The sequence below is a fragment of the Catenovulum maritimum genome (genome assembly GCF_001050375.1).
GTDB classification, from domain to species: domain Bacteria; phylum Pseudomonadota; class Gammaproteobacteria; order Enterobacterales; family Alteromonadaceae; genus Catenovulum; species Catenovulum maritimum.
This window is the reverse complement of record NZ_KQ130496.1, coordinates 48,645-63,133: the sequence shown is the minus strand read 5'-3', so window position 1 is coordinate 63,133 and position 14,489 is coordinate 48,645. Positions and strand designations below refer to the sequence as shown.

Here is a 14,489-nt window from a genome sequence, read left to right as displayed (position 1 = left end):
CATGAGTATGATCACAGTTGTTACTGAAAATGTGCCCCCTCGTTTACGTGGAAGATTAGCTGTGTGGTTATTGGAGGTACGCGCTGGTGTTTATGTGGGCAATGTATCTCGACGCATTCGAGAAACTATTTGGTTGCACATTACAGAATTGGCGGAACAAGGAAACGTGGTTATGGCATGGTCAACCAATACAGAATCGGGGTTTGATTTTCAAACTTATGGTGAAAATAGGCGTGAGCCAATAGATTTAGATGGATTACGGCTTGTGAAATTTAAACCTCTAAATAATGACAATTAACTTATTTGCTCTTTAAAATTTTGGTAGAATTTTAGTGCTTTTAAAATGATATATAAAACAGCTATATACATTTGGAGTGTTCCCCGTACCCACGGGGCTGAACCGACGGGGTTTATTCGGCAGACGATACAACAACGGTGTTCCCCGTACCCACGGGGCTGAACCGTTGCTCTGCACTGGTTAATTGCTCCGCTGCAGGTGTTCCCCGTACCCACGGGGCTGAACCGGCATTCGTCTCGTTGTTCTAACGTGAAAAAACGTGTTCCCCGTACCCACGGGGCTGAACCGCATCAGCAAAAACTCTATATGGCGTTGCAGGTGTGTTCCCCGTACCCACGGGGCTGAACCGGCGGATAACCTATAGGGCTTTCACCCAAAGGCGTGTTCCCCGTACCCACGGGGCTGAACCGGTGAAAAAATAATGCAGGGCGCAGGAAATAACGTGTTCCCCGTACCCACGGGGCTGAACCGCGAGGTGCTAGATTTTGGCGAATCCATATCACGTGTTCCCCGTACCCACGGGGCTGAACCGCCTTAATGTATGGCGGTGCAGGTTTGGCACTGGTGTTCCCCGTACCCACGGGGCTGAACCGCTGTTTTATGCCTTGCAATGACAGAAAACGGGGTGTTCCCCGTACCCACGGGGCTGAACCGCGAATCAATAGAGCTAGCAGCCGATGTTAACGGTGTTCCCCGTACCCACGGGGCTGAACCGAATTCAAAAACCCAGTCATGGGGTTTCGTGCTGTGTTCCCCGTACCCACGGGGCTGAACCGCGATCGACAACCGCGACCGAGAATTTGAAGAAGTGTTCCCCGTACCCACGGGGCTGAACCGCAACGACAACCCATGCAGACGCTATTACACCAGTGTTCCCCGTACCCACGGGGCTGAACCGCTGCATAAGCAAGGGGGTTAACGTGGATTTAGGTGTTCCCCGTACCCACGGGGCTGAACCGTTTCTGCAGTTATCCCAGAGCTTGCGGCAAAAGTGTTCCCCGTACCCACGGGGCTGAACCGCGGAAGTATGAGCGCAGATTTAGCACATTATTGTGTTCCCCGTACCCACGGGGCTGAACCGATTTATGATTACGAAAAATCAAAAAATAAAAAGTGTTCCCCGTACCCACGGGGCTGAACCGCCGAAATACCTTCATGTTATGTAACTGGAGAAGTGTTCCCCGTACCCACGGGGCTGAACCGTAGATATGATGAATTATTTTTGTCAGCTTCTAGTGTTCCCCGTACCCACGGGGCTGAACCGGCGTATTGTGAGTACCTCAGAAAAAACCAAAAGTGTTCCCCGTACCCACGGGGCTGAACCGATGATGGCTAAATATAATGATGGTGAATTTATGTGTTCCCCGTACCCACGGGGCTGAACCGCTCAGGTGACATTGTTGACTGTATTGAAGAAAGTGTTCCCCGTACCCACGGGGCTGAACCGCCGCACAATGGGCAATTGATTGAAGTTTACGAGTGTTCCCCGTACCCACGGGGCTGAACCGCGTTTCGTTGATTAAGTTAGAACGCCACTGCGGTGTTCCCCGTACCCACGGGGCTGAACCGCCGCTATGAATAATGTTATCCCATTAGTACGAGTGTTCCCCGTACCCACGGGGCTGAACCGGATCTAAATTAATTTCTTGTACATTAGGTTGAGTGTTCCCCGTACCCACGGGGCTGAACCGGTATACAGGGTGATAAAGGTGATGTGTTCCCCGTACCCACGGGGCTGAACCGGCAATACCTTATATTATGGTAAGAACTCAAAAGTGTTCCCCGTACCCACGGGGCTGAACCGTTTCTATCGTTACAGAAAAGAGCTATTAGAGTGTGTTCCCCGTACCCACGGGGCTGAACCGCATCGACCAACCCATAAAAAACAATATTTTTACGTGTTCCCCGTACCCACGGGGCTGAACCGACTTTGAGCTGCCAAATCCAGCTTCGGTTAATGTGTTCCCCGTACCCACGGGGCTGAACCGTTAGTAGACAGCGCATTTTTCATGAAAACAATGTGTTCCCCGTACCCACGGGGCTGAACCGCATTTTGATACACCCAGTCAGTTGACCAAAACGTGTTCCCCGTACCCACGGGGCTGAACCGCGGGTAATTCATCATCTGACCATACTGGTTTAGTGTTCCCCGTACCCACGGGGCTGAACCGTTGTGATTTAAATTTTGATTAAAATTAAGCGGGTGTTCCCCGTACCCACGGGGCTGAACCGAAACAGAATTAGGGTTTAAATCACATACAGCCGTGTTCCCCGTACCCACGGGGCTGAACCGTGCGGAAACTAATCTTAACGAAACTAATTAATGTGTTCCCCGTACCCACGGGGCTGAACCGCCTTGGAGACCTTGAAAACCTTGTAAACCTTGGTGTTCCCCGTACCCACGGGGCTGAACCGCCCCAGTCTATGCCGTGGTATGGAGTCCAGCCGTGTTCCCCGTACCCACGGGGCTGAACCGCATTTGCATATCACTCAGAACAACCTCGGTTGGTGTTCCCCGTACCCACGGGGCTGAACCGAAACAAAACTACCTTGTACGTTCTCATCATTGGTGTTCCCCGTACCCACGGGGCTGAACCGATTGGAAAATGCTTGATTATAATTTCATTTGTGTGTTCCCCGTACCCACGGGGCTGAACCGGCCGCAAAAAATTTGCTCGTTTCTTCCATTGGGTGTTCCCCGTACCCACGGGGCTGAACCGGCTTTGAAATGACAGAATTAGAATCTGAATATGTGTTCCCCGTACCCACGGGGCTGAACCGACAACGAGTTCGATGAATATACATAAATGGCAGTGTTCCCCGTACCCACGGGGCTGAACCGGAATGGCCGGAATGCGGAACAAAAACTGGTGGGTGTTCCCCGTACCCACGGGGCTGAACCGTTGTAATTTAAATTTTGATTAAAATTAAGTGGGTGTTCCCCGTACCCACGGGGCTGAACCGAAAGAAAAAGCTATTGATGAATTAATGATTGAGTGTTCCCCGTACCCACGGGGCTGAACCGATTATTAAACGCAAAAAAAGAGGGGCGTAAAAGTGTTCCCCGTACCCACGGGGCTGAACCGAGCTATGCACAGGGCCAAGTGAGTGTGCTTAAGTGTTCCCCGTATCCACGGGGCTGAACCGATTCAATCCGCGTTTGACGCAATGAATGACGCGTGTTCCCCGTACCCACGGGGCTGGACAGGAGAAAGCGAAATTGAAGAAAGTTATGTATAAATTAAGCGGTATCTATACACCCTTTCCTCTTTATAAGCTTTGAACTTTCACCTTCCTTGATTTTCGCTAAACCCCTATTCAAGCAATTGATTCAGAGTGTAATAAACGCTTGATACTGACATTTTTTCACCTGATTTATTCATTAAATTAGGAAAGTCTATTTGCACTATTTTGCCTGCCGTTAAATCCAGCGCTACATCAGCACTTGTGTGAGTGTGATTCCAATTTATTGATTTTATTGCCAACTGGGTTAAATCTTGTTTAGCTGAGCCATAATTACTGCTATACAAATAATGCCATTGCTGCACTTTTATTTGCTGCTCAAGTGCATGCGGGTTACTAACTGGCTGGGTAAAGTTTAGTTTAAAACCGGCTTTGGTCAGCTTAATATCCAATAGTTCGAAAGGTGTTGTTCCATCCCAAGTTACTTTTTGTAAGCCATATGGTTTATCACCTTGCGCCGACCAACCTCGGGTTGTTTGTGCAACCCAGAGCTGCCCTTGATTATCGAATTTAGTGCGAATATTGCCACTTTGAAAACCATTAATAAAATTAATCACAGCGCCTTGGTACTGGCCGTTTACCTTATCTAATACCACTCTAAATATATTGGATTGGGTTTGATCACCTATAAATATTTGCCCACTAAACGGACCAAATTTTCCAGCGCTGGTATCCCACTCAGGATTACCGGGTGAATTAGCAACTTCTCTGTGCGGTATCCAAACTACAGGTAACTCGCGCATTTTTTCAAACTCTGTTGTGGCTGTTTGTTTAATTTTTTCAAGGCTCCAACCTAGTTTATCTCTCAGTGAAGTTGGATGACCATAAAAGGCATCTTTTTTGAGTAAATGTAGTTTTGAAGTTTCTACCCAATCACCTTGATTGTCGGTAAAAAACACGTCATTTTGCGGGCTAATTCCAATGCCAGCTGGAGAGCGCAAGCCACTCGCAAAAGGGATAAATTCACCCGATGGAGTCACTTGATACGCCCAACCTCGATAGCCACCAGCAGTGTCCATGGCGCCTAACGAAAATCCGCCCGGAGTACCATGTCCTAAATTGAGCGTGCCATAATAATTGCCCTGCTTATCTTTAACTGGACCAAAATTAAATTCGTGATAGTTATCGTGAAACTCCCACCCCGACGCTAGGTGAATATATTCATCCGCTTGTTGGTCGCCATTGCTATCGACCAAACGGGTTAACTCAGGCTTTTGCGCTATTAAGACTGAATTGCCTTCTAACAATAACCCTGCGGGTTCATGTAAGCCTTCAGCAAATTGCGACCATTGATTATTATGGTATCGCCAAACTTCGCCTAAACGCGTAGCAACATAAATTTCGCCTTGTGCATTCGCGTCTAGCCCAGCGATTTGAAACTCAACTTTATCTGGCGTTTTAATAGTTTCTATTGAATAACCTTTAGGTATATAGCTGTTTGCTAATAGGTTTATTGGGCTAAATAAACAAGCTAATACTAGTGTTTTTACAGTAAGTAATTTCATTTATTGCGCCTTTATTGCATTTTGGCTAGTTTGAGTTGCAAACTAAAGCTTGGGTGTTTCGACAAATCGAAAGTTAACTTTCCGTTACAAATAGCAGCTTGTGGACTCTGAATCGTTAACTTATCCACTTGAGGCAATGCAAATTCAACTATATGCGAATGCCTTGCTTGCGCTGGTAACTTAGTTGCTTGGTAATTTAAGCTGAGCTGATTATTACTCTGGGTGGTCCCTGTCACTGCGAATTCATAACCCTGTTGTTGATAATAAAAAGTAGGATCATCTGTTGTCGTGTATTTTATAAATCGACAAGTCTTAGTGTCGTTAACCGCTTTTATGCTATTAGGTTGATGAAATACCCAATTGCCCATTGCCAAACTACCATCTTTACCTCGGCCTTGAATGTTTGGTCCAACATCTAAAAATTCACCTTGCCATACCCCAACAATCGCGCAGCTACGACTGTTAAAAGCATAATTAACCTTTTGTGGTAAGCCGACTAAAATTGAGTGGCTTGGTAAATTAACCGCTTTTTTCCGCTGTATCCTAGCTTTGTCTTTAACTAAAACCTCGTGTTTAGAATCCGCTAAATAAGCCTTAGCCTGCACACTAGTGGCGAATAACTTAACTGTCTGAGCTTGGTCCGTAACAAAGAAATGTAATCCATTGCCTTGCCAGTTAGGTCGTCCGACTGAGTTATAGCGTATCGTAATAGCTTGTTTGCCACGTTTAAGCGGCCATGCTCGTTCACCCCAAACAGGCTTGGTATACTTAATTTTTTCACCATCAATCCATAATTCGACTAGCATATGCGGCGGTAAAAATTGAATTTTAAAATGGGTGTCTTGATCGGTTGGCGCATAAAAATCGCCTGTCGTTTCAATAATAAAGCTTTTAATCTCAGGTAAATCAAAATTGATTAAGCCATTTTTGTATTTACCTTGGCTTGCGATAGGCAAAGTATCAATTGCGTCAAAACTCTTTTTGGCTTTCTCAGGCAATTGATAAATTGTGTAGCTCAGATCTCTAAACCCAAGCTGTTTCGACAAAATAAAGCTCACCACATCATTAATTTGTGAATCCGTCAAAATACCTTTAAAAGCAGGCATACCTGCTTGGGCAAAACCGCGCTGAATGTTTTTAACGATTTGCTCAGGCTTATTACCATGAATCCATTCTGCATCAATTAAATTAAACCCCACCCCACCAGTTAAATCTTTACCATGACAAGATGAACACAGGCTGGCAAAGACTTCTTGGCCTTGCTGGCTAGGCTGAGTTGCAGCCACTACCATTTGTGTAGTTAAGCTTGTAAGTAGAGTAACCACCAGCACATAGTATCTAGCTCGGCGCTTAAACAATACATTCATAGTTAGGCTCCCAAAATATTTTTGTTAACTGTATACAAAAACACATTAGGGAGATAGAGCTAAATATGCTCAAGCTTGTATAAAATTTACTATTTTGAATACAATTATTGATTAAATTAACTTCTACTCTGGATGAAACATGAGCTTAATAAGGAAATATGCGGAATAAAGTCGCAGCAAGTACCACCCAACAAACAGAGTTAAGAGTGATAATAAGCAACTAATAGAGAGACTAACTTTAGAAGATATTGGCAGAGGCAAGAATATGTGCGCCAATCCAGAATTGATTGGCGCTATCTAATGGCGAGATAATTTAGTGGTAGAAGTTACTTCTTCTTCGCTTTTGCAAATGCATCAGCAAAAGCGCTGTTCATCATACCGCCACCTTGCGAGCCACCAAAACTTTTGTTACCCGTTGGCTTTTGACCACGAGGTTTGTTGTTTTGCGGTTTACGGTTTGCTTGATTACGGCCATTTGCTGATTTATCCGCTTTGTTAGCGTGTAAATCAACTTCGTCATTTAAGCGCATAGTAAAGGCGATACGTTTACGTTCAACGTCTACTTCAATCACTTTTACTTTAACTATGTCACCTGCTTTGACGACTTTACGCGGGTCGTCGATAAAAGTATCCGACATAGCTGAAATGTGAACTAAACCATCTTGATGAACGCCCACGTCGACAAATGCACCAAAGTTAGTAACGTTACTAACAACACCTTCTAACGTCATGCCCACTTTTAGGTCGTTAATCGTGTCTACACCTTCTTTAAAGGTTGCGGTTTTAAACTCTGGTCGCGGATCTCGACCTGGCTTCTCTAATTCAGTAATAATGTCTTTAACTGTTGGCAAGCCGAATTTTTCATCTGTGTAATCTTCTGCTTTTAATTTAGCAAGTGTTTCTGTATTGCCTATTAAGCTAGTCACGTCACAGTCGTTCGCGGCTAAAATATTTTTAACCACAGGGTAAGCTTCTGGATGAACAGATGAAGCATCTAGTGGGTTTTTGCCATCTCGAATTTTTAAGAAACCTGCACATTGTTCAAACGCTTTTGGCCCTAAACGCGCCACTTTTTTCAGCTCAGTTCGGCTTTCAAAACGGCCTTGTTGTTCCCGGTATTCAACCACGTTTTGCGCCATCACTTTGGTTAATCCAGATACTCGGGTTAACAAAGGCACAGAGGCTGTATTTAAGTCGACACCAACTGCGTTTACACAGTCTTCAATAACAGATGTCAGTGATTTAGAAAGATCGCTTTGGTTTACATCGTGCTGGTATTGGCCAACACCAATTGATTTTGGCTCTATTTTAACCAGTTCAGCAAGTGGATCTTGTAAGCGACGAGCAATTGAAACTGCGCCACGAATCGATACGTCTAAATCTGGGAATTCGTTAGCTGCCACTTCAGAAGCTGAATAAACAGAAGCGCCCGCTTCACTAACCATAATTTTATTTAATTTAAGCTCTGGCTCGGCTTTCATTAGTTCGGCAACTAATTTGTCGGTTTCGCGCGATGCAGTGCCATTACCAATGCTGATAAGCTCAACCTTGTATTGGCGAATCATATTGATCAGGGTTTTCTTACTTTTATCCCATGCATTTTGTGGTGGATGCGGAAAAATAGTTGCATGGTTGAGTAGTTTACCTGTGGCATCCACTATCGCAATTTTAACCCCAGTACGAATACCCGGATCTAGCCCCATAGTGACTTTCGCACCGGCTGGTGCAGCCATAATTAGGTCTTTTAAGTTAGTCGCAAATACAGAAATAGCACCAGCTTCGGCTTTTTCTCTTATTTCAGAGAAAATTTCAGTTTCCATATGGGTCAGTAATTTTACTTTCCATGCCCAGCTAATCACTTGTTTTATAAAATCTTCCGCTGGTCTGCCTTGCCATTCAATGCCAAAGTGTTGAGCTATCATAACTTCAACAATAGAGCCGGTTTGCTCTTCAGGTTTTTCTGGATCAGCATTTAAGTTTAAGCTTAAAAAGCCTTCGTTTCTGCCTCTAAAAATAGCTAAGGCACGATGTGATGGTATGCTTTTAACCGCTTCGCTAAATTCGAAGTAATCCGAGAATTTTTGCGCAGCTTTTTCTTGGCCTTTAATCACCTTGGCATCTATGGTCGCATTTTCAGATAAATACTGGCGCACTTTTTTAAGTAACTTAGCATCAACCGCAAAACGCTCCATTAAAATAAAGCGTGCACCTTCAAGTGCAGCTTTAACGTCTGCTACACCTTTGTCAGCGCTAACATACTCAGCAGCTAGTGTTTCTGGTACAAGCGAAAAATCATTAAATAAAGCGTCCGCTAATGACTCTAAACCAGCTTCAATCGCGATTTGACCTTTGGTGCGGCGCTTTGGCTTGTACGGTAGGTAAATTTCTTCTAAATCTGTTTTGGTCAGCGCTTGGCTAATCGCTAGGCTTAGCTCTGGTGTTAACTTGCCTTGTTCATCGATATTTTTAACGATAACTGCTCGGCGCTCACCTAACTCGCGTAAATAGTTAAGGCGAGATTCTAAGTTACGCAGCTGAGTGTCATCTAACCCGCCTGTAATTTCTTTACGATAACGCGCAATAAATGGCACAGTTGCGCCTTCGTCTAATAATTTTACCGCTGCGGTAACTTGGCTATCTTTCGCATTTAGTTCTGCTGCGATGATATTTACAATATCTGTCATTTTTAACCTTAATCACGGGTGTGGTTGAATCTGCTAATACTTTGCTTGGCAAAATTTTAGCAACAACTCCAACTCACTTTTAATAAAACTTATCGACACCAGTCGACCGGATTCACCGGTTGACCTTGATGTCGAATTTCAAAATATAATCCGGGTTTTGCTTGTCCGCCAGATTGTCCAACTAAAGCGATTGGTTCGCCCGATTGCACAACATCGCCAACATCTTTTAGTAATGCTTGGTTGTGGCCATATAAACTCATGTAACCATTGCCGTGTTCAACGACCAGTACCAATCCATACCCTTTTAACCAGTCAGAAAAAATCACTTGGCCAGCGTGTATGTTATGTACAACCTCTCCTGAGTTCGCTTGTATGACAACACCTTTCCAGCGGAGTTGGCCTGATTTTCGGCGGCCAAAATTCTTTTTAATTGAGCCTTGGGTTGGCCATAAAATTTTGCCTTTTATGTCACCTAAACCGTTAAAATCAAGTTGGTTTGGCAGTTCTTCAATTGCTTCGGCTAACGCTTCTAACGCTTGGGTTAGTGCTGTTTCGTCTTGCTTTAGCGTTTCTATTCGTTGTGATTCTGTTTTAATAAATTTTTCTATACTGGCAAGGTTTGCTTTTTGTTTTGTTTTTAAGCTGACTAACTCGGCTTGCTTAGTTTTTTCTTCTTGCTGTAATTCGGCTAGCGCTAGTCTTTGTTGGTTAAGCTGAGTAACCGTTTCTTCTAGTTTAGCGAGTGTTTGTTTTAGCTTTTCTATCGCTTCAGTGCGCGCTTTATTTAAAAATTGGTAGTAGCTGAGTACCCGCTCTAGTTTGGCTGGCGAGTCTTGGTTCAGCATCATTTTCATAAAGTCGTGCTGGCCGACTTGGTAAATGCTTTTTACTTGTTCGGCTAAAATTTTAACTTGGGCTTGGCGATCTTGCTCTAAGGTTTCTTGTTGTTTTTCAAGTCGTTTTATTTGTTGAGTAACTTGTTGCAGTTTGTTTTCAATTTGTCTGAGGGTTTTACTCACATCACCAATTTTTTTATCTGTCTGGCGAATGCTTTGTTCAATTTTATTTTGTTCTGATTGTTTTTTTTCGAGCTGGGATTGCTTATCTAATATAGCTTGTTGAACTTGTTCTAGTTTTTTTAAGGTTTGCTGCTTTTGTTCGGAATCAGCATGTAAAGTAAAACTCGCAACCAGTAATAATATACTGGTAACGAATAGCAAACAGCCAGACATAAGTCTGGCTATTTTTTGTTGGGTATAATCCATTATCACTGAGCGATTAGCTCAATTTGATAATTGGTGTACCTGTCATTTCTTCAGGTTGTTCCATACCCATTAGGTGTAACATAGTTGGCGCTACGTCGCTTAGTACACCGTTTTGCTTAGCAACTTCAGTTTTGTTTCCACCATAGTAAATAAATGGAACTGGCTCAGAAGTATGCGCTGTATGTGCTTGACCCGTTTTAGGATTAACCATTTGCTCTGCATTACCGTGGTCAGCTGTAATTAAACATTCGCCGCCAACTTTATCTAATGCTTCACATACACGACCAATAGCAACGTCAACCGCTTCACAAGCTTTAACTGCGGCTTCAAAAATACCTGTGTGACCAACCATGTCACCATTTGGATAGTTACAAATAATGGCATCAAACTCTTGGCTTTCGATAGCTTCTACTAACTTGTCAGTTAATATCACAGAGTTCATTTCAGGTTGTAAGTCGTATGTTGCGACTTGTGGAGACGGAACCAATACGCGTTTTTCACCTTTAAATTCGTCTTCGCGGCCGCCGCTAAAGAAGAAAGTAACGTGAGCATATTTTTCAGTTTCTGAAATACGTAATTGGGTTTTATCGTGTTTTTCTAACCATTCACCGAATACGTTCACTAAGTCAGTAGATGGGAATGCAATACTTGCTTTAATGTCTGCTGCGTATTGAGTCAACATAACAAAGTCAGCTAATTTAGGTGCTTTTTTCTTTTCGAAACCAGAGAAGTCAGCATCTACGAATGCACGAGTAATTTCACGCGCACGGTCAGCACGGAAATTCATAAAGATAAGCGCGTCGCCATCGTCAACTGTCGCTGCATTACCAGCGTCATCTAAAATAGCAGTAGCAGCAACGAATTCATCATTTTCATCACGTTCGTAAGCGGCAGCTAAACCCTCTAAAGAATTAGTTGCTGTGTATTCAGCTTCACCTAAAGTCATTAAGTTGTAAGCCGCTTCAACACGATTCCATCTTTGGTCGCGATCGAGTGCGTAGTAACGACCAATTAAGCTCGCTACTCGGCCTTTGCCATTTTCAGCAAATTGCTTTTCAAACGTTTCTAATGTTGCCTTTGCGCTACGTGGCGGTGTATCACGACCATCTAAAAATGCGTGTAAGTAAATTTTGTCTGCACCGCGCTGTGCGGCTAAATCTATCATTGCAGAGATGTGTTCGTCATGGCTGTGTACGCCACCTGGTGAAGCTAAGCCCATAATGTGAACCGCTTTGCCTTGGCTAACTGCTGCATCTACGGCTTTAGTTAAAGCAGGGTTTTCAAAGAAAGTTTTTTCTTTAATGTCTTTAGTGATACGAGTAAAGTCTTGGTAAACCACTCGGCCTGCACCTAGGTTTACATGCCCTACTTCACTGTTACCCATTTGACCATCAGGTAAACCAACATCTAGGCCAGAACCAGAAATGAGAGTGCTTGGATAATCTTTAGTTAAACGATCTAAGTTTGGTGTATTAGCAGCTAATACTGCATTGTTTTCTGGGTTTTCGCTGTAACCCCAACCATCCATAATGATTAGAACTAAAGGTTTTTTATTACTCATAATAATTCCTAATTTTGCTTTTCAGGCTGATATCCGTCAATTAGATATCCGCGCTTGGCTTATTTCAAATTCAGTTAAGCTGATTTTACCTTGTTTTTGATGACAAACCAGAGTCAATCTGTGTATTTACCTTATTTTGCAGATAATTATGCTTTATTAAGCAAAATTACGCTGATTGGAATATCGTAATTTGAGGTAGTTTGGGTATAATCACAGCAATTTTTTATTCGTCTAGGTTAAAACATGCAAGAGTACATTGAGTTTTTTGCTCGCCATCCTTTTTTAAGCGCAATTTGGTTTGTTCTATTTTTTGCGGTTATTTATACAATATTCCAGTCAAAGTTTAGTAAATTCACTAAAATAAATGCGCAACAGTTAACGATAAAAGTAAACAGAGAAGACGCTGTTGTACTTGATATTAGAGCAGCAGCAGACTTCAACAAGGGTCATATCGCTGGTGCAATTAATTTAACACCAGAGCAAGCGGCTAGTGGTCATAAAAACCTTGAAAAAAATAAAAGCAAACCCATTATTGTAGTTTGCCAAGCAGGAATGACAGCAACAAAAACCGCAAATCAATTAGTTGACGCTGGCTATGAGCAAGTTGATGTACTTGATGGCGGTATGAATTCTTGGTCTGGCGCTAACTTACCTGTCGCAAAAGGTTAATAATATGGCAAATGTAATTATTTATACTAAAGCTTGGTGTCCTTTTTGCGTTCGCGCTAAGTCGCTACTAAGTCATAAAGGCGTTGAATTTACTGAATTAAAAATTGATTCAGATGCTCAACTTCGCCAAGAGATGATCAATAAAAGTAACGGTAGTTACACTGTGCCACAGATTTTTATCAACGAACAACATGTAGGCGGCTGTGATGATTTATACGCTGCCGAAGCAAACGGCACTTTAGACCGTTTACTTAAATAATATACCTAACAGAGGGGACACTATTATGTCAGAACAAACTCCAGAAGCAGGCGCAGATCAAGCTGCACCACAGTTTAACATTCAACGCATTTTCTCTAAGAACATCTCTTTTGAAACGCCTAACTCTCCTGATATCTTCAAAATTCAGTGGAAACCAGAAGTGCAAATGGATATCGATACTAAAAGCCAAAAGCTTGAAGGCGATAACTACGAAGTCGTTTTATCAATTACAGTAACGGCTAAAGTTGAAGACAAAACTGCATTTTTAGTAGAAGTTGAGCAAGCTGGTATTTTCACTATTACGAACTTACCTCCGCAGCAAATGGCTCATACTATCGGCTCTATGTGTCCTGGTATTTTATTCCCTTATGCTCGTGAAGCTATTTCTAACTTAGTTAACCGTGGTACTTTCCCGCCGTTAAACTTAGCACCAGTTAACTTTGATGCGTTATTTGCAAGCTACATGCAGCAAGTTGCACAGCAACAAGCTGAAGAAGGCGATGATGCGCCGCAAAAATTAGACTCTTAAGCTAAATTTATGCAAAAACAATACGATATTAGCGTAATTGGTGCTGGTTCATACGGCACCGCATTAGCAATTTGCATTGCCCGAAACGGCCACAATACTTTAATGTGGGCTCGCAATGCGGAGCAAGTTGCGTTAATGCAGCAAGAAAACGAAAACAAACGTTATCTTGCCGGTATACCTTTTCCTGAATCTCTTGACCTTGATTCTGATTTAGAACAAGTTGTTAAGGCTAGTAAAAACATTTTAATTGTTGTCCCTAGCCATGCATTTTCGGAAACGTTAAAGCAAATAAAACCATTTTTAGCACCAGATGCAAATGTTGCTTGGGCAACTAAAGGTTTGGAACCAGAAACAGGTCGTTTGTTGCAAGACGTTGCTCGTGAAGCCCTAGGCGATGAGGTAACGTTAGCGGTTGTTAGCGGCCCTACATTTGCGAAAGAAATGGCAGCCGGTATGCCTACTGCAATTTCAGTCTCTTCGACAAACAGTGAATTTATTCAAACCTTGTCTGATCTCATGCACTGCGAGCGTAAATTCAGAGTTTATAAAAACAATGACTTTACTGGTGTACAGTTAGGTGGCGCGGTTAAAAATGTCATTGCGATTGGCTCTGGTATTGCGGATGGTATTGGTTTTGGCGCAAATGCTAGAACAGCGTTAATTACTCGAGGTTTAACTGAGCTTTGTAGACTAGGCGAAGCATTAGGCGCTAAAACAGAGACCTTTATGGGTATGGCTGGTTTAGGCGATTTAGTATTAACTTGTACTGATAATCAATCTCGTAACCGTCGTTTTGGTTTAGCACTTGGTCAAGGTAAATCAGTTGAGCAAGCGATGACAGACATAGGTCAGGTTGTCGAAGGTTACCGAAATACGAAAGAAGTCTACATGCTGGCACAACGCATGAAAGTTGAAATGCCAATTGTGGATCAGATTTATCAGGTTTTATATCAAGGTAAATCGCCAAAAGAAGCTTCTATTGCATTGTTAAGCAGAGAGCAAAAATTTGAATAAGAGGGTCTCCTCTTATTCTATTTCCCTAATTTCCATTTCCGACTGTCATTTCTTCTACACTTTGGCCTTTCAGATATTTCTCACAAAGCTGTAAG

The 14,489-nt window shown here is 42.9% G+C and carries 10 protein-coding genes and 1 CRISPR repeat array; of the genes, 5 read left to right on the top strand and 5 right to left on the bottom strand.

What is annotated here, in order from left to right:
* Window position 1 precedes the first annotated feature (1 nt).
* Window positions 2-298, top strand: coding sequence for a type I-E CRISPR-associated endoribonuclease Cas2e (gene cas2e, locus XM47_RS13830; protein ID WP_048693663.1), 297 nt, complete (start codon window positions 2-4; stop codon window positions 296-298).
* A gap of 76 nt (window positions 299-374) precedes the next feature.
* A CRISPR array of direct repeats spans window positions 375-3,506; the repeat unit is 29 nt; unit sequence GTGTTCCCCGTACCCACGGGGCTGAACCG.
* A 106-nt stretch (window positions 3,507-3,612) separates the two neighbouring features.
* Here the strand turns inward: cas2e and XM47_RS13825 are convergent.
* The 5 genes from XM47_RS13825 to gpmM form a co-directional block, all read right to left on the bottom strand.
* The gene (locus tag XM47_RS13825) at window positions 3,613-5,046 is read right to left on the bottom strand and encodes a DUF7133 domain-containing protein (RefSeq protein WP_048693662.1); all 1,434 of its coding nucleotides are present in this window, start codon (window positions 5,044-5,046) and stop codon (window positions 3,613-3,615) included.
* Between the two features lie 11 nt (window positions 5,047-5,057).
* Window positions 5,058-6,413: a c-type cytochrome gene (locus XM47_RS13820; protein WP_048693660.1), complete on the bottom strand. Its 1,356-nt coding sequence runs from the start codon at window positions 6,411-6,413 to the stop codon at window positions 5,058-5,060.
* A gap of 326 nt (window positions 6,414-6,739) precedes the next feature.
* Complete coding sequence (locus XM47_RS13815; RefSeq protein WP_048693658.1) at window positions 6,740-9,097, bottom strand: Tex family protein; 2,358 nt, start codon at window positions 9,095-9,097, stop codon at window positions 6,740-6,742.
* An 89-nt stretch (window positions 9,098-9,186) separates the two neighbouring features.
* Window positions 9,187-10,362: a murein hydrolase activator EnvC family protein gene (locus XM47_RS13810; RefSeq protein WP_078061913.1), complete on the bottom strand. Its 1,176-nt coding sequence runs from the start codon at window positions 10,360-10,362 to the stop codon at window positions 9,187-9,189.
* A gap of 13 nt (window positions 10,363-10,375) precedes the next feature.
* A complete protein-coding gene (gpmM, locus tag XM47_RS13805; protein WP_048693657.1) occupies window positions 10,376-11,926 on the bottom strand; it encodes a 2,3-bisphosphoglycerate-independent phosphoglycerate mutase in 1,551 nt (516 codons plus the stop codon).
* Window positions 11,927-12,166: 240 nt separating this feature from the next.
* Between gpmM and XM47_RS13800 the strand changes: the two genes are divergently transcribed.
* Genes XM47_RS13800 through gpsA form a run of 4 tightly spaced genes read left to right on the top strand, consistent with a single transcriptional unit; the run spans window position 12,167 to window position 14,394 of the window.
* On the top strand, window positions 12,167-12,592 hold the full coding sequence (locus XM47_RS13800; protein ID WP_048693655.1) for a rhodanese-like domain-containing protein: 426 nt from the start codon (window positions 12,167-12,169) through the stop codon (window positions 12,590-12,592).
* Between the two features lie 4 nt (window positions 12,593-12,596).
* Window positions 12,597-12,851, top strand: a complete 255-nt coding sequence (grxC, locus tag XM47_RS13795) for a glutaredoxin 3 (protein WP_048693652.1) — start codon at window positions 12,597-12,599, stop codon at window positions 12,849-12,851.
* A 25-nt stretch (window positions 12,852-12,876) separates the two neighbouring features.
* Window positions 12,877-13,380: a protein-export chaperone SecB gene (gene secB / locus XM47_RS13790; protein ID WP_048693650.1), complete on the top strand. Its 504-nt coding sequence runs from the start codon at window positions 12,877-12,879 to the stop codon at window positions 13,378-13,380.
* Between the two features lie 9 nt (window positions 13,381-13,389).
* Window positions 13,390-14,394, top strand: coding sequence for an NAD(P)H-dependent glycerol-3-phosphate dehydrogenase (gene gpsA, locus XM47_RS13785; protein WP_048693648.1), 1,005 nt, complete (start codon window positions 13,390-13,392; stop codon window positions 14,392-14,394).
* The last annotated feature ends 95 nt before the right edge of the window (window positions 14,395-14,489 follow it).